A 21,759-nucleotide genomic window follows, 5' to 3' on the forward strand; every position below is an offset into this window, starting at 1 on the left:
AGCGGGCTTGCTCGCGAATGCGGAGTGTCAGTTGATACATCTGGTGACTGACCCGCCGCTTTCGCGAGCAAGCCCGCTCCCACATTGGACCGCGTACATCCGATCAATAATAAGAAACCGGAGAACAACCATGTCTTTAAGCGTGTTCGACCTGTTCAAGATTGGCATCGGCCCCTCCAGCTCTCACACCGTCGGCCCGATGCGCGCTGCCGCTCGATTCGTCGAGGGACTGAAGCGCGACAACCTGCTGGGCGCCACCACCTGCGTCAAGGTGGAGCTCTACGGCTCACTCGGCGCCACCGGCAAAGGCCACGGCAGTGACAAGGCCGTATTGCTGGGCCTGGAAGGCGAGCACCCGGATACCGTGAACACCGAAACCGTTGCCGCCCGCCTGTTGGAAATTCGCGGCAACGCACGCTTGAACCTGCTCGGCGAACACAGCATTGCGTTCAACGAGAAAGAACACCTGGCGATGATTCGCAAACCCCTGCCCTATCATCCCAACGGCATGATCTTCCGCGCCTTCGACGCCGCCGGCTTGCAGATTCGCAGCCGCGAGTACTACTCGGTGGGCGGCGGGTTTGTGGTGGATGAAGACGCCGCCGGCCACGACCGGATTGTCGAAGACGCCACGCCCCTGACGTTCCCGTTCAAAAGTGCCAAGGACTTGCTCGGCCATTGCGCCACCTATGGGCTGTCCATCAGCCAGGTGATGCTGACCAATGAAAGCGCCTGGCGCCCGGAAGCGGAAACCCGCGCCGGCCTGCTGAAGATCTGGCAGGTGATGCAGGACTGCGTGGACGCGGGCTGTCGCAACGAAGGGATTTTGCCGGGAGGGCTGAAGGTCAAGCGCCGCGCCGCCGCGTTGCATCGCCAACTGTGCAAGCACCCGGAATCGGCGCTGCGCGACCCGCTGTCGGTGCTGGACTGGGTCAACCTGTACGCCCTGGCGGTCAACGAAGAAAACGCCAATGGCGGGCGCGTGGTGACGGCGCCCACCAACGGTGCGGCCGGGATTGTGCCAGCGGTGTTGCACTACTACATGCGCTTTATCCCGGGGGCCAGCGAAGACGGAGTGGTGCGCTTCCTGCTCACCGCCGCAGCCATCGGCATTCTGTACAAGGAAAACGCCTCGATCTCCGGCGCCGAAGTCGGCTGCCAGGGAGAAGTCGGCGTGGCCTGCTCCATGGCTGCCGGCGCCCTGTGTGAAGTGTTGGGCGGTACGGTTTCCCAGGTGGAGAACGCCGCCGAGATCGGCATGGAACACAACCTCGGCCTGACCTGCGACCCCATCGGCGGGCTGGTGCAGGTGCCCTGCATCGAGCGCAACGCCATGGGTTCGGTCAAGGCCATCAATGCGGTGCGCATGGCCCTGCGCGGCGACGGGCAACACTTCGTGTCCCTCGACAAGGTCATCCGCACCATGCGCCAGACCGGCGCCGACATGAAAAGCAAATACAAGGAAACCGCCCGTGGCGGTTTGGCGGTCAACATTATCGAGTGCTGACGCCTATAAGCGCGTCCGCACGTTTTTCAGGAGCTGAATATGTCCACCGAAACCCTGTTGAAAACCCCGTTGCACGCCCTGCACATCGAACTGGGCGCACGCATGGTGCCCTTCGCCGGCTACGACATGCCGGTGCAATACCCGCTGGGCGTGATGAAAGAACACCTGCACACCCGTGAACAAGCCGGGTTGTTCGATGTGTCGCACATGGGCCAGATCCGCCTGACCGGCGCCGGTGCCGCCAAGGCCCTGGAAACCCTGGTGCCGGTGGACATCATCGACCTGCCGGTGGGCATGCAGCGTTATGCGATGTTCACCAACGAGCAAGGCGGCATCCTGGATGACCTGATGGTCGCCAACCTGGGTAACGACGAACTGTTCCTGGTGGTCAACGCCGCCTGCAAGGACCAGGACCTGGCCCACCTGCGCCAGCACATCGGTGACCAGTGCACCATCGAGCCACTGTTCGAGGAACGCGCCCTGCTGGCCCTGCAAGGCCCGGCTGCCGTCAGCGTGCTGGCGCGCCTGGCGCCGGAGGTCAAGCACATGACCTTCATGCAATTCGCACCGACCCGCCTGCTGGGCGTGGACTGTTACGTCAGCCGCTCGGGCTACACCGGCGAAGACGGCTTCGAAATCTCGGTACCGGCCGCGAACGCCGAGGCCCTGGCCCGCAGCCTGCTGGCCGAAACCGAAGTACAGGCCATCGGCCTGGGCGCCCGCGACTCCCTGCGCCTGGAAGCCGGCCTGTGCCTTTATGGCCATGACATGAACACCGAGACCACGCCGATTGAAGCCAGCCTGTTGTGGGCAATTTCCAAGGCCCGTCGTGCTGATGGCGCACGCGCCGGTGGCTTCCCGGGCGCCGATGCGATCTTCACCCAGCAACAAACCGGCGTCAGCCGCAAACGCGTAGGCCTGTTGCCACGGGAACGCACGCCGGTCCGTGAAGGCGCAGAAATCGTCGACGAACACGGCACCGTGATCGGCAGCGTCTGCAGCGGCGGTTTTGGCCCGAGCCTGGGCGGCCCGCTGGCCATGGGTTATCTGGACAGCGCTTTCATCGCACTGGATACCGAAGTATCTGCGTTGGTACGTGGGAAAAAGGTGCCACTACGTGTAAGTAAAATGCCATTCGTACCACAACGTTACTACCGTGGTTGATTGACTGTTCCTATAAGTAACGCGGTTGCGTTAACGTGCACTAATCTGTAACGCAACCGCCACATTAAAGTGCATTGACGATAGTCAATGTTATGTTCAGTCACCTATAACAAGTGACGAATTCTATCGAATAAACGCGTTCCACATTGTGGACAGAAGTGTAACGAGGCCGAGCAAAACCTGGGGTTTTGCCGGGGCTTGTTTTTTCTGTATTAGTTGGCGTAGAGTTTGCCCACTGTGTTTGCATGGGTCGCTTTGAACCTGGACCTGGGCAGTAGCCAAAGTTTGCTACAACCCGTTCGACGTCTCTTACTTTCCTGCAACCCAGCCCAGTACTCTTTCATGTGAAAGGGGCTGTCATTAATTTTTTTGCGTCAAGGAAATAAGAAAATGGCTGATCGTCAGAGCGGTACCGTCAAGTGGTTTAACGACGAAAAAGGGTTTGGTTTTATCACTCCAGAAAGCGGTCCGGATCTGTTCGTCCACTTCCGCGCTATTCAGGGCAACGGCTTCAAAAGCCTGAAAGAAGGCCAGAAAGTGACCTTCATCGCGGTGCAAGGCCAGAAAGGCATGCAAGCCGACGAAGTACAAGCAGAAGGCTGATCCTTGCTGCGACAAAAAGCCCCTGATATGACATCAGGGGCTTTTTTATGGGCGTTCTTCCGTAAAATGGCTTTTTTCCTGCCGAGAGCCATGCCATGTCGAAACACCTGCTGAGCCCCCAAGGCGAGTTTCCCGCCGTAGGCCTGGGCCGTCGTCTGGCAGCGATGTTCTATGACTTCCTGTTGTGCACCGCCCTGCTGATCGTCACGGCCTTCATCTACAAGCTGGTGTGGATGGGGTTTGTCGGTGAGGCCAAGCTGCGGGCGCTGTCTGAGTCTGGCGCGCTGGATGGTGATCCGCTGTTGTCGACGATTTTGTTTTTTGTGTTGTTTGGGTTTTTTGCCAAGTTCTGGACGCACTCGGGGCAGACCCTGGGGATGCAGGTTTGGGGGGTGCGGGTGCAGAACGCTGATGGGTCGCGGATTAGTCTGTGGCAGGCGTTGTTGCGGTTTGTGGTGTCGATTGCTTCGTGGTTGTGCCTGGGGCTTGGGTTTATCTGGTCGTTGTTCGACAAGCAGAAGCGTGGCTGGCATGACATTTATTCGGACACGCGGTTGGTGCGGGTTCCGAAGAAAAAGAAGTAGGTTTTTAGATTGGGGGCATATCCGTTGCTGCGGTGATGGCCGCTATTGGTTCCGCTCTTACAGCGGCTCACTTTTGAAAAGCGCAAAAGTAAGCAAAACGCTCTTGCCCCACCACTCGGCACCTCGCCTAGGCTCGGTGTGCCCTCACTCCGGCTTTGGACCGTGGGCCGCCGTCATGGGCCATCCCTGGCCCAGGACGGCTAACCCGGCGTCCTGCCGGGTTACCCACGCTCCAAAGCCTGCGTTCGGCCAGCGTGGTTTAACGGGGCGCCTAAGATCAAAATCAAGATCAACAGCAAGAGCACAGCGGCCTCCCGGCCGGCTTGAGTGTTGAAGAACAAAATCAAAAGCTAAAGCGGGCACGGTCCAAATGTGGGAGCGGGCTTGCTCGCGAAGGTCGTTAACGATGACGTGGGCATCCTGATTCAACGCGGCGCTCTCAGGTTTTTCGCGAGCAAGCCCGCTCCCACATAAAAGCAGATCTGTTTTCGCTCTGGTCTTTGCTTTTGCTTTTAACACTCAAGCCGGCCGGGAGGCCGCTGTGCTTTTGATCTGCTTTTGATCTTGATCTGCGGGCCCCGTTAACCACGATGGCCGCAAGTAGGCACGATGGAGCGGGTAAATCGGCAGGGATGCCGATTTAGCCGCGCCGGGCCATGGATGGCCCGTCGCGGCGGCCCGCGGAACCGGGCCGGAGTGCGGGCATGCCGAGCCTAAGCGAGGCACCGAGTGGTGGGGCAAAGACCTTTTGGTTACTTTTGGGGCGTTTGCCAAAAGTGACCCGCTGTAAGAGCGGAACCATAAGCGGCCGTTACCTAAATAACGGATATGTACTCAAACAAGATCAAGCATTCCCCGCCAACCTCAACCGAGCCGCCTGAGTAAAATCCAACATCCGCTTCAGCGGTCTAACCGCCTGCGGAATCACCGAAGGCTCAACAAAAATCTCATTACTCCCCTCACGCAAGCACTGCAGCGTGCGCTCCAGGGTATTCATCGCCATCCACGGGCAATGCGCACAACTGCGACACGCCGCCCCATTCCCCGCCGTCGGCGCCTCGACAAACACCTTGTCCGGGCACAGCTGCTGCATCTTGTAGAAAATGCCGCGGTCGGTGGCCACGATAAACGTCTTGTTCGGCAACCGCTGCGCCGCCGCAATCAACTGGCTGGTAGACCCCACCGCATCCGCCAACTCAATCACCGAAGTGGGCGACTCCGGGTGCACCAGAATCGCCGCGTCCGGGTACAACGCCTTCATGTCCTCCAACTGCTTGGACTTGAACTCCTCGTGCACGATGCACGCACCATCCCACAGCAACATGTCTGCACCCGTCTGACGCTGGATATAGGTGCCCAGGTGCTTGTCCGGCCCCCAGATAATCGTCTCGCCGTTATCCATCAGGCTTTCGACAATCTCCAGCGCACAACTGGAAGTCACCACCCAATCAGCACGGGCTTTCACCGCCGCCGACGTGTTGGCATAAACCACCACGGTGCGCTCAGGGTGCTGATCACAGAATGCCGAGAACTCATCCACCGGGCAGCCAAGGTCCAGAGAGCACGTGGCTTCCAGTGTCGGCATCAGGATGCGTTTTTCAGGCGTGAGGATCTTGGCCGTCTCCCCCATGAATCGCACGCCCGCCACCAATACGGTCTTGGCCGGGTGCGCCGCGCCGAAGCGGGCCATTTCCAGGGAGTCAGACACACAACCACCGGTTTCTTCGGCCAGGGCCTGAATCACCGGGTCGCAGTAGAAGTGTGCCACCAGCACCGCGTCCTGAGCCTTGAGCTCGGCGGCGATGGCGGCGCGGTAGCCCGCCTCTTCTTCGGCGCTCAGCACCTTGGGCTGCTTGGCGTCGAGGTGGGCTTGGACCAGAAGGCGTTCGGAAATTTGCGTCATGTTCGCAAGACCTGCAGGCGCAGTTGCGCGAAAGTCGAGTGTACCACCGGCTCTGGAGCCTTTCGGGCGCCGCCGGACGAAGTGATTGTGTTCATCAAGCACGGTGAAGCTGCGCAAGGCTACAGAATATCGAATGGTTTCAAAAGCCTAATCTGGGATTCGGCCAGGCATGAAAAAGGGAAACCCGGCCAGGGGTTTCCCTTTTTTACAACGACCGGTTTAACCGGGCAAAGCGGACGGATCGTCTTGCAGCAACGCCCACTGATGCATGTTCGCCAGGGCATCCTTCAGGATGGTTTCATCGGCGCCCTTGGCACTCTTGCCTTCCCGCGCCGCATATTCCAGCAGTACCAGGTAGTCGCGATGGCTGGTGGCCTCGTTCGGTACCACGCTGTCTTTAACCAGTCGAGCCATCTCGTATCGCTGGGTGCGGGTGTTCTGGCTGGCGCTTTGGTCCACGGAGGCGTTGGTCAGGAAGCCATCCTTGTAGGTGATGTTCGCCGCACTGCTGGCCTTGTCGTCGACCTGCACATAGAGGTAGTTCTGCGACTCGCGCCTGGTATCGAAAGCCGGCGGCTTCCCGCCATCCAGGCCCTGATGGAAACTGGCCTTGAGGCTTGATCGCTGGACCTGATCGATCGTGCGATTGGAGAGGTCATTGCCGCCGATGCGCGTTTTCTGGGAAATCCCATAGGCAAACGTATCGGTTTCCCCTGGGCGCGCCGGGTTGGGGGAGCTGGCCGCCTGGCTGATGGAGGCCTTGAAATCTGCCAGGCCCGTCAGCAGGCCTTGATCTGCCGCGCTGCGGGTCAGCGGCGCAGGCGCTTTGGCGCCCTGCGGGTAGTTGCTGTTCATGGCGGTAAACGCATCCTTGAACATCGCCATCAGGTCAGCATCGGCTTTGCCCCGCGACTGGGCCTTGTCGAACTGGGCCAGGTAGCTTTTCAGCGCGATTGCCTGTTGCTTGGCGTTGCCGAGGATGCCGGCGTTCTTCAGGTCGACCGAGAGATTCACTTCCCCCGCCGGGCTACTCATGCGCGTGGTGCGGCCCTGGCTGTCCGCATGGAATGCAAGCGTGAGGTCGTCAGTATTGCTCACTTTCAATTTGCCGCTGAGGTCCACCGAAGCCAATACGCTGGAATCAAACTGCGTCAGCTTGCTCAGCTCGAGTTTCGGCGGCTGGGCGGCCAGGCCGTCGATCGCGTCCTGGAAGGCTTCGCCCAACTTGGCGACTTCCTTGAGTTCGGCGGCGCTGAGGGCGCCACCGTCCACCTTCGCCTGCGCGGCCAGGCCTCCCAACTGGCTGGCCAGGCTGAAGGTGACGGTCTTGCCGCTGGCCGTCTTGACGGTCAGGCTGACCAGGTTGTCGGCCCTGCTGTGCAGCAGCGCCTGTTGAACCTTGAGTTCGGCGGGGCTTTGGGTCCTGGAAGAGCTGGTGCTCAGCGCCGACTGGGAAATGTCGGTACCGCTCTTCGCAAATTGCTCAATCAGGGTGGCGCCCAGGCCGCTGAAGCCTGTGCCTCTGGGCAGTGCAGGGAAATTCGTGCTGATCGCTTTGGTGACCGCATCGTCGCTGTCACTTTCCCAGGCATTGATCGGCCCATGGCCGGGCAATTGGCCGTTGCGGGAATACGTCTCGGCTTGAACGTCCACCGTGACATTGCCAAGGCTGACCACCGAGGAAGGTCGCACGGCAGCGGCGTCCGTTTCTGGCGCCTGCGTAGCTGGCGGGGTAACGGCGGGTCGATTGGTAAGGGCGATGGCGGAGCTGATCGGCGAAAGCGTAGTCATGACGATCCCTGTCTTGAGCTGGATTGCAGCCAATTTAACCAAGACAGGGAAGGTTTGGTAGCGCAACCGATACAATTGCTAGCAAAGAGCCATGTCAGAAAACTGACTCTTTGCCCTCTTCCGGTGCATCAGAAGCGGTAAGTCACCGAACCGCCGAAACCGTTGGCGCTGTTTTCATACTTGGCGTCGTAGGTCAGCGCCAGTTGCGGATTATTGTCGCGGACCTTGATCGGCTCTTCTTTCAGGTAGGAATAAGCGACGTCGAAGGTCAGGTTATCCACTGGCGTCCAGCCGGCGCCCAAGCTGAACACCGTGCGATCGCCCGTAGGAATACGTACGGACCGGTCGGTGTTGTTGGTGGGCGTCTGGTCCACCGAAAAGCCGGTACGCAGCACCAGTTGCTTGTTCAACTGGTACGACAGGCCGATGGCGTGAGACCAGGTGTCATGCCAGTGCTGTTCTTCGGTGATGGAGTTCAGGCCGGCCAGTTCGGTGGCGAGGTCAGAGACGCCACTGTTGTTGATCGTAATCTTCTTCAACTGGCTCCAGCGGGTGTAGGTGCTGCCGACGTACAGGGTCCAGTCATCGTTGAGTTTATGGGTGACCGAGAAGTCCACGGACGACGGCGTGGTGACATCCAGCTTGGCGTCATACCGCTGCGGGCCGCCATCCACCAGGTCGGTGAGCACCCCCGAGGCGTTGGTTTTGCCCGACAGGTGATACACAACCTGCGAGTGGTAGGTCACACCAATGCGCGTGCTTTCAATCGGCTGCACCAGGATACCGGCGTTGAAACCGGTGGCGGTGTCGTCGCCCTTGACCTTTACGCTTTCCGTGCCGAGGCCAAATGCCGGGACCTTGGAGTCCAGTTCGCCACTGATGCGGTTGAAGGTCGGACCGAAGCCCACCGAAACCTTGTCGTTGAAGGCATAGCTGACGGTTGGCTGCACCGTGATGACTTGAACCTTGCTTTTGTTGCCAAAGCCATTGCCCTGGAAGCTGTGTTCATAGTCGGTCACGAGGCCGAACGGCGCGTAGATTCCCAGGCCAAACGCCCAGTGTTCATCAATCGGCGTCACCAGGTAGCCCATCGGTACGGCGATGCCGGGGACCATATCGCCTTTGTTGGTGCCGGGGTTGTCCACGCCACCTTGGCTGGAACTGGCGTCCTTGATGTTCGACTTGGCATCCAGGTAGGTCGCCCCGATGCTCACTTCATTCTGCTTGAGGCGAGACATGCCCGCCGGGTTGCCGAACACCGTGCTGGCGTCATCCGCGGAGGAGGAACGCCCGGCGTAACCGGTCCCCATTGAACTGATGCTTTGTTCGTTGAGGGCGAAACCACCGGCAAACAAGGAAGTGGAGGCAAGGGAAATCGACAGCGCCAAAGCGCTCTTGAAGAGTTTTTTATTCATTATTAGAACTCGAATTATTGGGCAGCGATAGGAAGCTACCAATCTTCGAGCGGGCAAATTATGAAGAGTTTTTCATGCGCAAAATTGTCCGACAATCCTATTTCTTTCAAAGACTTCGACGGTTTTTCCAGCACTTATTCAGACCCCGGAACCTGAATATGACTGACGGGTTTTAATCTCGCCGTCACGCTTGCAGCAGGCCGGATTGCCTGCCATCGAATATGCGTGAAGGCGCTGGTGATATAAGTGTCGCAATGACATGATGACGGCCATTTAACACGTGTGGCAGCACTCAAATGAATAGCACTATCGGGACGGGTCCTGAGACAAACAGCCCACCTGAATCTGGCGAGAGTGATTTGTCCGCCGCGGGCCTCAACCACAGCGAAGCCTTCACCGAACGCGTGCTTGCCAGCATCAACGATTGCATCAAGGTGCTGGACCTCGACGCCCGCCTGACCTTCATGAGCGAAGGCGGCAAGCAGATCATGGAAGTCAGCGACTTCAATGCGATCCGCGGCTGCCCCTGGCCCGACTTCTGGCACGACCAGGGCAATCTCGATGCCAAGGCTGCCGTTGAGGCCGCCAAGGCCGGTCGCAATGCCAGCTTTGTCGGCGCTGCCCACACCCTGGCCGGCAACCTTAAATGGTGGCACGTGAACGTCAGCCCGATCATGGGCAGTGACGGCCTGCCGGAGAAAATCCTCTGCGTGTCCCGGGACATCACGCCCCTGCGCGAAGCCGAAGAGTCCCTGCGCAAACTCAACGAGTCCCTGGAACAGCGGGTGGTCGAACGCACTCGCGATCGCGACCGTATCTGGCGCCTGTCGCCGGACCTGATGCTGGTGGCACAACTCGACGGTGTGATCTCCGCCGTGAACCCGGCCTGGACACGCATGCTCGGCCACGCCGAAAACGACCTGGTGGGCAGCCAGTTGCTGGCCCTGGTTCACCCCGACGACCTGGCCGTCTCATCCTCGGCGGTCAGCCGTTTGGGCGATGGCAAGAACTTCCCCAATTTCAAGAACCGTTACCGCCACCAGGACGGCAGCTACCGCATGATCGCCTGGACGGCCGTGCCCGACAGCGACTACATCCACGCCGTGGGCCGTGATATCCAGGCTGAGGAAGAAGCCAAGGAAGCCCTGCGACTGTCGGAAGACGCCCTGCGTCAGTCACAGAAACTGGAAGCCATCGGCCAACTCACTGGCGGTGTCGCACATGATTTCAATAACCTGCTGACGGTGATCAAGTCCTGTGCCGACTTGCTCAAGCCACCTGCCCTGAGCGAAGCACGCCGCGTGAAATACGTGGAAGCCATCGCCAGCACGGTCGATCGCGCGGCCCGCCTGACGGCCCAGTTGCTCACATTCGCCCGCCGCCAGGCTTTGCGACCCGAGGTGTTCAACGTCGGCGAAAGTGTAAAGCGGGTGGGCGAGATGATGGACAGCCTGACCGGTTCACGGGTCAAGGTAAGCATCCAGGTGCCTGACGACGCCTGCTTTATCAACGCCGACGAAAGCCAGTTCGATACCGCGCTGGTCAACATGGTGGTGAACGCCAGGGATGCCATGGCCGGCAACGGGCATTTGACCATCACCGTTTCGACGGCAAGCTGGCTACCCTCGGTTCGCGCTCACCCGGTACGTGTCGCCGATTACGTGACCATCGAACTGGCGGACACCGGCTCGGGTATCCCGCCGGAAAAACTCGACGCGATCTTTGAGCCCTTCTACACCACCAAGGGTATCGGCCAGGGCACCGGCCTGGGCTTGTCCCAGGTGTACGGCTTCGCCAAGCAATCAGGCGGGGAAATCCTGGTACAGAGCGAGTGCGGCAGGGGTAGCCAATTTACGCTGTACCTGCCCAAGGTCGAGCCAAGTGCCATGCCGGTACCTCAAGACACCAGCGCTTCGCCCATCATCTCAGGCTTGTGCGTGCTGATGGTCGAGGACAACGCCGATGTGGGCCTGTACACCTCGCAAACCCTGGAACAGATGGGCTTTCACGTGCTGTGGGTGCCGGATGCGAACAGCGCGCTGGAAGCCCTGGCCCCCAACCCAGAAAGCTTCCAGGTGGTGTTCTCCGATATCTCCATGCCCGGCATGAGTGGCCTGGAGTTGCTGGACGCAATCGAAGCCTTGTACCCATGGCTGCCGGTGGTGCTCACCACCGGCTACAACGACGAATACGCGCGTATCGCCCAGGAAGATGCCAGCCGTTTTGTCTTGCTGCAGAAGCCGTATTCCACCGAGGTGCTGGCCCTGCTGCTGCAAAAAGTCGTCAAGAGCCGCCTGCCCCTGGTCGCACAAGGCTAGACCGCAGGCCGGGTCGCGTCCGGAACATTCCCCATCTCCAGGGCCAGATCCAGCCAGGCCCGCGCCGCCGGTGGCAAGTGCGCCTGTCGCCGCCAGGCCAGGGCGATGTGCCAATCAGTCTGGGGCTCGTCCAGCTGGATCAGGGCGATGCCGGCGTGCAGGTGTTTGTAAGCCAGCATGCTCGGTAGAAACGCGACCCCCAGGCCTGCGGCAACCAGGTCGACGATAAAGTCGATCTGCGCACTGCGGGCGGTGATACGCGGGACTACGCCTCTGCGCTCGCAGGCCGTGAGAATGATCCGGTTAAGCGCAAACCCGGCCTCGAACAGAATAAAGGGCGAGTCAGCCAGGTCGGAAAAATCGACGCTTTTACGCCCGGCCAAAGGATGGTCGATCGGCATCACCACCATCAGTGGCTCGACGCGCACATCCTGATATTCAAATTCTCCCGCCACCGGTACCAGCAACGCGGCCAGGTCCACCTCCCCGGCCTCCAGGCATTCGCCCAACTTCTTGCTGCCATGCTCGATCAGCTCGATCTCGATTTCCGGATAGCGCTGCCGATACAAGGCAAACATCGCCGCAAACAGCACCCCACTGCCCACCGGCGGCAAGCCGATGCGCAATACACCGCGCTTGAGCCCCAGCAAGTCGTTGATCTCGGCCACCAGGTCACTGCGCTCCGCCAGCAACACCAGCGCTCGGCGGTAGGCAATTTCGCCGGCGGCCGTGAGCTCGCTCTTGTGGCCGATGCGATTGAACAGCGGCGTGCCCAATTCATCTTCCAGAGTCTTGACCGCCTTGCTGACGGTAGACTGGGTGAGCGAAACCACCTCGGCTGCTTGTGAGAAGCTGCCCTGGCGAACTACTTCGACAAAGGCCAGCAACGTACGAAGGTTCATGAGTATTCCGTTTGCGACTTGATTCAAGTTGGAAAAGTTGTTTTTACCATGAAAGGCCTTTGTCTATCCTCACCCCACCGTTTTCTTCACTCGGGGCATCACTGTTCATGATCATTTCGTCTGCATCGGATTACCGCGAAGCCGCCCGCCGCAAACTGCCGCGTTTCCTGTTCGACTACATCGACGGCGGCGCCTACGCCGAACACACCCTCAGGGCCAACAGCTCGGACCTGTCGGATATCAGCCTGCGCCAGCGCATCCTGCGCAACGTCGAAAGCCTGAGCCTTGAAACCACGTTGTTCGACCAGCCATTGGCGATGCCGGTGGTCCTCAGCCCGGTGGGCCTGACCGGCATGTTTGCCCGGCGTGGTGAAGTCCAGGCGGCGAAGGCGGCAGCGAACAAGGGCATTCCGTTTTGCCTGTCGACCGTTTCCGTGTGCCCGATCGAGGAAGTGGCGTCCCAGAGCCCGCAATCGATCTGGTTTCAGCTGTATGTGCTGAAAGACCGCGGCTTCATGAAAAACGCCCTGGAGCGCGCCCAGGCCGCCGGGGTGAAAAACCTCGTGTTCACGGTCGACATGCCCACCCCCGGCGCGCGTTATCGCGACGCCCATTCGGGTATGTCCGGCGCCTACGGGCCGCAACGCCAAATCCTGCAGGCCATGACCAAACCGGCCTGGGCCTTCGATGTGGGCCTGCTGGGTCGTCCCCACGACCTGGGCAACATCTCCAAGTACCTGGGCAAGCCCACCCAACTGAAGGACTACATCGGCTGGCTGGCCAACAACTTCGACCCTTCCATCAGTTGGAAAGACCTGGAGTGGATCCGCGAATTCTGGAAAGGCCCGATGATCATCAAAGGCATCCTCGACCCACAGGATGCCAAGGACGCGGTGAGCTTTGGTGCCGACGGCATCGTCGTCTCCAACCATGGCGGGCGCCAGCTGGATGGCGTGCTGTCCACAGCCAAGGCACTGGCGCCTATCGTACAAGCCGTGGGTAGCGATCTGACGGTGCTGGTGGACTCCGGCGTACGCTCGGGGCTGGACGTGGTGCGCATGCTCGCGCTGGGCGCCAAGGGCGTTCTGCTGGGCCGTGCACAGGCTTACGCACTGGCCGCCGACGGGCAGCGTGGCGTGGAGAACCTGCTGGATATCTTCGCCAAGGAAATGCGCGTGGCCATGACGTTGACCGGAGTCACGTCGATCGCCCAGATCGATGAGTCGATCCTGGTGCGCAGCCAGGGTTGATCAGTGCAGCGACCTCGGAGCATCCATTCCGGGGTCGCCCACAGATATTTCTAAATGTTTCTTCATAAAGCCAAACCGTCATTAAACAGACACATTTCAGGAATTAAATCGTCACGTCCCAGGCAGGTGGAGTCCTCCACCTGCCCCCTTCCTTTGAGGTGTCGTCGTGATGTTGCTGACCAAAAAGAGTCTGTCAGTGTTGTTCACTGCCCTGTGCCTGAGTGGTGTCGCTCACGCCACTGACGTCACGGGCGCAGGCTCCAGTTTCGTCTACCCGGTGCTGTCCAAGTGGTCCCAGGAATACAGCAAAAGCTCCAGTGACCGGATCAACTACCAGTCCATCGGCTCCGGTGGTGGTATCGCCCAGATCAAGGCGGCTACCGTGGACTTCGGTGCGTCCGACGCGCCGCTGTCGGCGGATGAACTGAAGGCCGGCGGCCTCGGCCAATTCCCAAGCGTGATTGGCGGCATCGTGCCGGTGATGAACGTCGAGGGCGTTGCAGCTGGCCAGCTGAAACTCGATGGTGATGTGCTGGCGAAGATCTTCCTCGGTGACATCAAGGCCTGGAACGACCCGGCGATTGCCGCCCTCAACCCCGGCTTGAAACTGCCGGGCGCGAATATCACCGTGGTCCACCGCTCGGACGGCTCGGGCACCTCGTACAACTTCACCAACTACCTCTCCAAGGTCAGTGATGGCTGGAAAACCAAAATCGGTTTCGGCACCACCGTGCCGTGGCCGGTCGGTGTGGGCGGCAAGGGTAACGAAGGTGTTTCGGCCTACGTGAAGCAGATCAAGAACTCCATCGGCTTTGTTGAATACGCCTACGCCCTGCAAAACAAGATGACCTACGCCTCACTGAAGAACGCGTCCGGCAAATTCGTCGAGCCCAACGCCAAGGCCTTCCAGGCAGCAGCTGATACTGCCGATTGGGCCAACGCCCATGACTTCAACCTGATCATGACCAACGCACCGGGCGAGAACGCGTGGCCGATCACGGCGACCACCTGGATCATCATGTACAAGCAGGCAAAAAACGCCGAGCAAAGCCAGGCCGCTTTCAACTTCTTCAAATGGTCGTTGGAGAAAGGTCAGCAGCAGGCTGCGGCATTGGACTACGTAGCGTTGCCCGATTCCCTCGTGACCCGGATCGAAGGTTACTGGAAGTCTGACTTCGCCCACTGATCCGCCTCTATAGCCCCCTTCCTCAAGCATGTGCATGCTTGATGGAGGCGGGTGAGCACTTCTGATATGAACGACACCGTGCAACCCCTGGTTATGACTACTCACGCAAGCGACGTGTCGGGTGATAGCCGCGCCGCTCGCGATCAGCGCCACGATCTGTGGTTCAAACGCTCGATGTTCGGGGCCGCGATGCTGGTGCTGCTGCTCTTGGCAAGCATCGCCGCCTCCACCCTGTGGGGCGGTGGCCTGGCCTTCAAGACCTTCGGTTTCGGTTTCATCACCAGCACCGAGTGGGATGCGGTCAACAACCACTTTGGCGCCCTGGTACCGATCTACGGCACCTTGGTCACCTCGTTGCTGGCGTTGCTGATTGCGGTGCCGGTGAGTTTCGGCATCGCGATTTTCCTCACCGAAGTGGCGCCGCCCTGGCTCAGAATGCCGGTCGCCTCCGCCGTTGAATTGCTCGCGGGCATTCCCTCGATTATCTATGGCATGTGGGGCCTGTTTGTTTTCGGGCCCTTTATGGCTGAACACTTGTCACCCTGGATCAATGACTACCTGGGTGCGCTTCCGTTTATTGGCTCGCTGTTCCAGGGGCCGCCGCTGGGCATCGGGATGCTGACCGCCGGCATCGTGCTGGCGATCATGATCACGCCGTTCATCACGTCGGTGATGCATGAGGTGTTCCGCAGTGTGCCGACTCAATTGAAGGAGTCGGCCTACGCACTGGGCAGTACTACCTGGGAAGTGGTGTGGGACATCGTCCTGCCCTACACCCGTTCGGCCGTGGTCGGCGGGATCTTTCTCGGCCTCGGTCGCGCCCTGGGTGAAACCATGGCCGTGACCTTCGTGCTGGGTAACGCGCAACAGTTCTCCGCCTCGTTGCTGATGCCCAGCAGTTCCATCGCGTCCGTCATCGCCAACGAGTTCAGCGAGGCGTACACCGACCTGCATCGTTCGGCGCTGATCGCCCTGGGCTTCCTGCTGTTTATCGTGACATTCGTGGTGCTGGCACTGGCGCGGCTGATGCTCATGCGCCTGTCCCGCAAGGAGGGCCTATGAGCAGCAACGAACGCCTGTACCGCAAGCGTGCCTTGAAGAACCGGGTGGCCATGCTGCTCAGTTGTGGCGCGACAGTCTTTGGCCTGCTGTGGCTGGCGTGGATTCTGCTGACCACCATCATCAACGGCTTTCAGGCGCTCAACCTGCGCCTGTTTACCGAGATGACGCCGCCACCCGGAACAGACGGCGGCCTGGCCAACGCGTTTTATGGCAGCGCCCTGATGTCCGGGATTGCGCTGCTGATTGGCACGCCCATCGGGCTGATGGCCGGTATCTGGCTGGCGGAATTCGCACGGCACTCGCGCCTGGGTACCACGGTGCGTTTCATCAACGACATCCTGCTGTCCGCGCCGTCGATCGTGCTGGGCCTGTTCATCTACACCGGGGTGATCCTGCCGCTGAACCTGCTGACCAATCACCAGGTAGGTTTCTCCGCCATTGCCGGTGCCCTGGCGCTGGCCTTGCTGGTGATTCCGGTGGTGGTGCGCACGACCGACGAGATGCTCCAACTGCAACCTTCCACCATGCGCGAGGCGGCCCTGGCCCTGGGCGTACCCCAGTGGAAACTGACGTTGCAGATCGTGTTGAGAGCGGCCAAGGCCGGCGTGGTGACCGGCATCCTGCTGGCGCTGGCGCGGATTACCGGGGAAACCGCGCCGCTGCTGTTCACCGCCTTCGGCAACCAGTTCTGGAGCAGCAACCTGCTCAAGCCGATTGCCAGCGTGCCGGTGGTTATTTTCCAGTACGCCATGAGCCCCTTCGATGACTGGCACTCCCTCGCATGGGCAGGCGCCTTGGTACTGACGATGTTCGTGCTGGTGCTGAGCTTGCTGTCTCGCCTGATTCTTTTGCGCAATAGGTCCCACTGATGCAATCGACCCGCCTTGATCCTGAAAAAACCAAAATCCGTGTCCGTGGGTTGGAGTTTTTCTACAACAACCAGCGTTCGCTGAAATCCATCGACATCGACATTCCGGAAAAACGCATCACCGCGATCATCGGCCCATCGGGCTGCGGCAAGTCGACCTTGCTGCGGGTGTTCAACCGTATCTACTCGATGTACCCGAAGCAGGAAGCCCGCGGTGAAGTGCTGCTCAATGGCGAAAACATCCTCGCCCCCGGCTACTCGATGAACCGCCTGCGCAGCCACGTCGGGATGGTCTTCCAGAAGCCGGTGCCGTTCCCGATGTCGATCTACGACAACATCGCCTATGCCGTGCGCCACCACGAAAAGCTGTCGCGCCGGGAAATGGATGATCGAGTCGAGCAAGCCTTGCGCGGCGGCGCGCTGTGGGATGAGGTGAAGGACAAACTCAAACAAAGCGCCCAGAGTCTTTCCGGCGGACAACAGCAACGCCTGTGCATCGCCCGCACCATTGCTCTGCGCCCGCAGGTATTGTTGCTGGATGAACCGACCTCGGCGCTCGACCCGATTTCCACCGGCCGTATCGAACAGTTGATCACCGAGCTGAAAGAGCAATACACGGTGATCATCGTGACCCACAACATGCAGCAGGCCGCGCGGGTATCCGACAGCACCGCGTTCATGTTCATGGGCGAACTGATTGAGCATGGCAATACGGATGAGATCTTCACCAAGCCGAAGATGAAACAGACCGAGGACTACATCACCGGGCGGTTTGGCTAGCTTTAACAAAAAAGCCGATCACTCTCTGTCGCGAGAGTGATCGGCTTTTTACTGGGCAAAAAAAAACCCGGAAATCCTCACTTGCGTGGGCCTTCCGGATTTTCTAAACCGCCAAAAATGGTGGGTCGTGTGGGATTCGAACCTACGACCAATTGGTTAAAAGCCAACTGCTCTACCAACTGAGCTAACGACCCGCTGTGTGGTGGCGCGTATAATACTGATTTCTAAGGATTATTCAACACCTTATTTAAAATAAATCAGAAATAACGCGTTGGGTCAGTAATTCCGGCCGCTTGGAAGCCCTCTGCACGCAGTCTGCAGCTGTCGCATTTCCCACAAGCGCGACCATCAGTGTCTGCCTGATAGCAGGAAACAGTCAGCGAGTAATCGACGCCAAGTCCTACGCCTGCCTTCACGATATCGGCCTTGCTACGGTTCTGCAGTGGCGCCAGGATGCGAAAGCCCTGCCCTTCTACACCGGCCTTGGTCGCCAGGTTGGCCATGCGCTCGAACGACTCGATGTACTCGGGGCGGCAGTCCGGGTATCCGGCGTAGTCCAGGGCGTTGACGCCGATGAAGATGTCGCGGGCATTGAGCACCTCGGCCCAGCCGAGGGCCAGGGACAGGAAGACCGTGTTGCGTGCCGGCACGTAGGTCACCGGAATGCCTTCGCTGGGGCCTTGCGGCACGTCTATGGAGCTGTCGGTCAGCGCCGAGCCACCCATGCCGTCGAGATTCAGGCCGATCACCTTGTGCTCAACCGCGCCCAGGTCTCGGGCGACACGGGCGGCAGCGTTCAGTTCGGCACGGTGACGCTGGCCGTAGTCGAAGCTCATGGTGTAGCAGCTGTAGCCTTCTGCACGGGCCATGGCGACCACGGTCGCGGAGTCGAGGCCGCCGGACAGCAGGATCACCGCACGTTTTTGATCAGTCATCTCAGCGCCCCGGCTCGTCGTTCCACAGGTACTTGTGCAGCTGCAGTTGCAGACGCACCGGAAGGTTGTCTGCAACAACCCAGTCGGCCAGGTCGCGAGCATTCAGGTCATGATGGCTGGGGGAAAACAGCACTTCGCCGGCCCGGCGGTCCAGGCCATACTGGATCAGCTTGGAGGTCGCCCAGTCGTAGTCTTCACGGGAACAGATGACGAACTTGACCTGGTCGTTGGCCGTCAGCAGCTCGATGTTCTCGTAGCGGTTGCGGTGCACTTCCTTGGAGCCTGGGGTCTTGAGGTCGACGACTCGGCTGACCCGAGGGTCGACTGCAGAGATATCGAGGGCGCCGCTGGTTTCCAGGGACACCTCGTAGCCGGCATCGCACAACTGCTTGAGCAAGGGAATGGCATTGGGCTGTGCCAGGGGCTCGCCACCCGTGACGCAGACATAACGCGGCCGGTAACCGGCCACCTGCTCAAGGATGTCTTCAAGGGTGCGCACGGTGCCGCCGCTGAAGGCGTAGGCGCTGTCGCAGTACTGGCAACGCAGCGGGCAACCGGTGAGGCGCACAAATACAGTGGGCAGCCCGGCAGTGCGCGTTTCACCCTGCAACGAGTAAAAAACTTCGGTGATACGTAATGTGTCTTGCATAGTCGCCACGGGCGTAACAGCTAAACAGGCTGTCCGCCTCCGTCAGGCACTTCGAGGAATTCCGCCAACGCGTAAACCCCAGGAAGCGTGTTTCATAAAAGGGCGTGGATTCTAACGAAAAAACCCGCGCAGGGCGCGGGTTTCTTCTGAACGGGTTGCGACGCTTACATGCGTTGCAGATCCCGCTGAGCCAACTGGGCCGCAGAGGTACCCGGATACTGGGCCACCACCTGCTGCAGAATGCCTTTGACCTTGTCGGTATGACCCAGGCGGCGTTCTACGTCAGCCAGTTTGTACAGCGAATCCGGCACCTTGGCGTGCTTGGGGTACAGCTGGCTGACCTTGGCAAATGCCTGGCCTGCGCCCTGCAGATCACCCTTGGCCAGGTTCACCTCACCCAACCAGTACTGGGCGTTGCCCGCGTACTGGCTGTTCGGGTATTTGCGCAGGAATGCGGTAAAAGCCTGGCTGGCCTTATCGAAATCCTTGGCTTTGATCAGGTCGAAGGCTGCATCGTAATACAGCTTTTCCTTCGCCGGATCACCCGGTTCGCTGCTGGCGGCAGGGGCTTGGCTCGCAGCCGCGGCCCCTGCCGCTGCACCACCGGCGGCGCTTGCGGCGCCACCGGCAGAAGAATTATCAGGAGTGGCGGCTGGTGTAACGCCGGCTCCAATGCGTCGATCAAGATCCTGGTAACGCTCCAGGCCTTCTTGCTTCAGCTGGTTCACTTGATTCTGCAGAACCTCAATCGTGCCTTGTTGCTGCGACAATTGATCCTGCATGCGTTGCAGCTGGTTGAACAGTTCGCCCTGTGCCGAAGGCGCGGCAGTTGCCGCGCCCCCGGCATAGGCGCCGTTCGTGCCATAACCCGCTGGCGGATAACTGCTCCCGCTATTGTTATAGCCAGAGTTGCTATCTTCCACAGGAACCGCAGCCCACACCGCAAGCGGTGCCAGGCTGAGAGCCAATACAGTTAGAGCACGACGGCACGTTCGCATGACGAATTACTTACGCAGTTCGACGCGACGGTTTTGAGCCCAGGACTGCTCGTCGTGGCCAGTAGCAACTGGACGCTCTTTACCGTAGGAAACCAGTTCCAGTTGGCCTGGAGCAACACCTTGCAGAACCAGGTAGCGCTGAACGGCTTTCGCACGACGCTCGCCCAGTGCCATGTTGTACTCACGAGTACCACGTTCGTCGGTGTTACCTTCCAGAACAACGCGAGCGCCGTTAGCTTTCAGGTCCTTCGCGTGAACGTCCAGAGCGCGCATGGCTTCTGGTTTCAGGTCCGAACTGTCGTATTCGAAGTAGAAAGTGGTGATAGCGCGCAGAGCAGCTTCTTCGCTCAGGGAGCCGTCAACTGCACCAGTGTTAGCGCCGTAACCAGCGTTTGGATCAACAGCTGCGCCTTCACCGGCATTGTCGCCGCCTTTAGACGAGCAACCAACGGCTACGGACAGAGCCAGAGCCAGAGCAGCAAACTTACCAAACTTCAGCATTTCCATCGTGAAACTCCTAATGAACCCCAGTGTGTTAAGTACTTCTTTTTGTAGCGCCGCGTCAGTTCAGGTAAGGGGACCAGGACGGTTCTCTGACTTCGCCTTGAGCGGTAGGAAGCGGGAGCCTTACGCGTCCATTAATGGACACGAGCATCAAGACTCCCCGGCCCTGCTGGCGGGTGGCGTAGATTACCATGGTGCCGTTGGGCGCAACAGTAGCTGACTCATCAAGGTTGGTATCTGTAAGGATTTTTACGGTTCCACGCTGCAAATCCTGGGCCGCAACCCGGAAATTAGTGAAACCATCCTGACGGTGAATCATCACCAACGTCTTTTCATCAGCCGAAAGCTTAGGTGCAGCGTTGTAGTTACCAATAAAGGTCACTCGTTCGGCGCCGCCGCCGTTGACGCTGGTTTTGTAGACTTGCGGCTTGCCGCCACGGTCGGAGGTGAAGTAGATGGTCGAGCCATCCTTGCCCCAGAACGGTTCGGTGTTGATGCCCGGGCCGCTGGTAACACGGCTCAGTTGGCGCGAAGCCATGTTCATCACGTAGATGTCCGGGTTGCCATCCTTGGACAATACGAATGCCAGGCGTGAACCATCCGGCGACCAGGCTGGCGCGCCATTCAGGCCTTCGAAGTTGGTGATCTGCTCACGGCGACCGGTATCGATGTGCTGGACGAAGATCCGTGGACGCTTCTGTTCAAAGGACACGTAGGCGATACGCTTGCCATCTGGCGCGAAACGCGGCGACAGGATCGGCTCACGGGATTGCAGCAACGTCACTGCACGCGCGCCGTCATAGTCGGAACGCTGCAAAGTGTAACGAGTGTTGTCTACCGAAAAACGCTCGGCCGTTACATAGAGCAAGCGCGTGGAGAAGGCACCCTTGATCCCGGTCAGTTTTTCAAACGACTGGTCGGAGATGTAGTGCGCCATGTCCCGCAGCTGATCCGTGGTGCCCGACACGCTGCCGGTCAGCACTTGCTGCTCGGTCGCGACGTTGAACAGGGTGTACTGGATCTGCAGGCGACCGCCGGCGGGCGTGATGCTGCCCACCATCAGGTACTGGGCGTTCAGCGCTTTCCAGTCACGGAAGATGACTTCGCTGGCCTGGGTCGGCTGGCTGATCATGTTGCCTTTGTCGATCGGTGCGTAGTAGCCGGAGTTGCGCAGGTCATCGCTGATGATCTGCGACATGTCGTCCGGCAGCACGCTGCCGCCCTGCCAGCCAAACGGCACAACGGCGATCGGGGTGGCCCGATCGCTACCGCTGGTGACCAGGATGTTCTTTTCATCCGCCGCCGCTATCCCTGCCATGCAGCAAATAACGACAAGCATT

Annotated in this window: 19 protein-coding genes and 1 tRNA gene; 10 read left to right on the forward strand and 10 right to left on the reverse strand. The window is 59.8% G+C overall.

All coding sequences use genetic code 11. From position 1 onward, the window contains the following. Positions 1–130 precede the first annotated feature (130 nt). The 4 genes from JV201_RS22845 to JV201_RS22860 all read left to right on the forward strand — a co-directional run bounded on the left by JV201_RS22845 (position 131) and on the right by JV201_RS22860 (position 3,858). Positions 131–1,507: an L-serine ammonia-lyase gene (locus tag JV201_RS22845; RefSeq protein WP_003220047.1), complete on the forward strand. Its 1,377-nt coding sequence runs from the start codon at positions 131–133 to the stop codon at positions 1,505–1,507. A 39-nt stretch (positions 1,508–1,546) separates the two neighbouring features. Then, positions 1,547–2,671, forward strand: a complete 1,125-nt coding sequence (gcvT, locus tag JV201_RS22850) for a glycine cleavage system aminomethyltransferase GcvT (RefSeq protein ID WP_219406076.1) — start codon at positions 1,547–1,549, stop codon at positions 2,669–2,671. 390 nt (positions 2,672–3,061) lie between these two features. Beyond that, entirely contained in the window at positions 3,062–3,274 is a 213-nt protein-coding gene (locus JV201_RS22855) for a cold-shock protein (RefSeq protein WP_003220045.1), read from the forward strand. Positions 3,275–3,369: 95 nt separating this feature from the next. Next, positions 3,370–3,858, forward strand: a complete 489-nt coding sequence (locus JV201_RS22860; RefSeq protein WP_003220044.1) for an RDD family protein — start codon at positions 3,370–3,372, stop codon at positions 3,856–3,858. Positions 3,859–4,702: 844 nt separating this feature from the next. Here the strand turns inward: JV201_RS22860 and nadA are convergent. The 3 genes from nadA to JV201_RS22875 form a co-directional block, all read right to left on the reverse strand. Next, the gene (nadA, locus tag JV201_RS22865; protein WP_003209852.1) at positions 4,703–5,761 is read right to left on the reverse strand and encodes a quinolinate synthase NadA; all 1,059 of its coding nucleotides are present in this window, start codon (positions 5,759–5,761) and stop codon (positions 4,703–4,705) included. A 219-nt stretch (positions 5,762–5,980) separates the two neighbouring features. After that, positions 5,981–7,552 carry a lactate dehydrogenase gene (locus JV201_RS22870; protein ID WP_257903255.1) on the reverse strand — a complete coding sequence of 524 codons (1,572 nt, stop codon included), beginning with the start codon at positions 7,550–7,552 and terminating at the stop codon, positions 5,981–5,983. Between the two features lie 128 nt (positions 7,553–7,680). Then, entirely contained in the window at positions 7,681–8,967 is a 1,287-nt protein-coding gene (locus tag JV201_RS22875; RefSeq protein WP_008432395.1) for an OmpP1/FadL family transporter, read from the reverse strand. A 359-nt stretch (positions 8,968–9,326) separates the two neighbouring features. Here JV201_RS22875 and JV201_RS22880 point away from each other — a divergent pair, with 359 nt between their 5' ends. After that, complete coding sequence (locus JV201_RS22880) at positions 9,327–11,285, forward strand: PAS domain-containing sensor histidine kinase (RefSeq protein ID WP_219406077.1); 1,959 nt, start codon at positions 9,327–9,329, stop codon at positions 11,283–11,285. Here JV201_RS22880 and JV201_RS22885 read toward each other — a convergent pair. Then, entirely contained in the window at positions 11,282–12,187 is a 906-nt protein-coding gene (locus JV201_RS22885) for a LysR family transcriptional regulator (protein ID WP_219406078.1), read from the reverse strand. The two genes, JV201_RS22880 and JV201_RS22885, sit on opposite strands and share 4 nt — an antisense overlap. A 107-nt stretch (positions 12,188–12,294) precedes the next feature. Between JV201_RS22885 and lldD the strand changes: the two genes are divergently transcribed. From lldD to pstB, 5 genes are all read left to right on the forward strand, one after another. Beyond that, complete coding sequence (gene lldD, locus JV201_RS22890; protein ID WP_003209842.1) at positions 12,295–13,437, forward strand: FMN-dependent L-lactate dehydrogenase LldD; 1,143 nt, start codon at positions 12,295–12,297, stop codon at positions 13,435–13,437. A gap of 169 nt (positions 13,438–13,606) precedes the next feature. Continuing rightward, positions 13,607–14,623 (forward strand): phosphate ABC transporter substrate-binding protein PstS, encoded by a 1,017-nt coding sequence (gene pstS / locus JV201_RS22895; protein WP_003209841.1) that lies wholly within the window; start codon positions 13,607–13,609, stop codon positions 14,621–14,623. A gap of 66 nt (positions 14,624–14,689) precedes the next feature. After that, positions 14,690–15,685, forward strand: coding sequence for a phosphate ABC transporter permease subunit PstC (gene pstC, locus JV201_RS22900; protein WP_003209839.1), 996 nt, complete (start codon positions 14,690–14,692; stop codon positions 15,683–15,685). Beyond that, on the forward strand, positions 15,682–16,554 hold the full coding sequence (pstA, locus tag JV201_RS22905; RefSeq protein WP_003209837.1) for a phosphate ABC transporter permease PstA: 873 nt from the start codon (positions 15,682–15,684) through the stop codon (positions 16,552–16,554). The genes pstC and pstA overlap by 4 nt, the downstream gene beginning before the upstream one ends. Further along, positions 16,554–17,333 carry a phosphate ABC transporter ATP-binding protein PstB gene (gene pstB, locus JV201_RS22910; protein WP_003209835.1) on the forward strand — a complete coding sequence of 260 codons (780 nt, stop codon included), beginning with the start codon at positions 16,554–16,556 and terminating at the stop codon, positions 17,331–17,333. The genes pstA and pstB overlap by 1 nt, the downstream gene beginning before the upstream one ends. Before the next feature lie 118 nt (positions 17,334–17,451). On the opposite strand, the gene JV201_RS22915 is transcribed toward pstB, so the two are convergent. The 6 genes from JV201_RS22915 to tolB all read right to left on the reverse strand — a co-directional run bounded on the left by JV201_RS22915 (position 17,452) and on the right by tolB (position 21,758). Then, a tRNA-Lys gene (locus tag JV201_RS22915) sits at positions 17,452–17,527 on the reverse strand. Between the two features lie 63 nt (positions 17,528–17,590). Further along, positions 17,591–18,268, reverse strand: coding sequence for a 7-cyano-7-deazaguanine synthase QueC (gene queC, locus JV201_RS22920; RefSeq protein ID WP_043225928.1), 678 nt, complete (start codon positions 18,266–18,268; stop codon positions 17,591–17,593). A 1-nt stretch (position 18,269) separates the two neighbouring features. Further along, positions 18,270–18,917, reverse strand: coding sequence for a 7-carboxy-7-deazaguanine synthase QueE (queE, locus tag JV201_RS22925; RefSeq protein ID WP_003209831.1), 648 nt, complete (start codon positions 18,915–18,917; stop codon positions 18,270–18,272). Between the two features lie 164 nt (positions 18,918–19,081). After that, positions 19,082–19,915: a tol-pal system protein YbgF gene (gene ybgF, locus JV201_RS22930; protein ID WP_023659229.1), complete on the reverse strand. Its 834-nt coding sequence runs from the start codon at positions 19,913–19,915 to the stop codon at positions 19,082–19,084. Between the two features lie 6 nt (positions 19,916–19,921). Then, positions 19,922–20,422 (reverse strand): peptidoglycan-associated lipoprotein Pal, encoded by a 501-nt coding sequence (gene pal / locus JV201_RS22935; protein ID WP_003209827.1) that lies wholly within the window; start codon positions 20,420–20,422, stop codon positions 19,922–19,924. 55 nt (positions 20,423–20,477) lie between these two features. Next, positions 20,478–21,758 carry a Tol-Pal system beta propeller repeat protein TolB gene (gene tolB, locus JV201_RS22940; protein ID WP_032868196.1) on the reverse strand — a complete coding sequence of 427 codons (1,281 nt, stop codon included), beginning with the start codon at positions 21,756–21,758 and terminating at the stop codon, positions 20,478–20,480. Position 21,759 lies beyond the last annotated feature (1 nt).

Origin of the sequence: Pseudomonas sp. Colony2, from assembly GCF_019382755.1 — a bacterium.
Taxonomy (GTDB): Bacteria; Pseudomonadota; Gammaproteobacteria; order Pseudomonadales; family Pseudomonadaceae; genus Aquipseudomonas.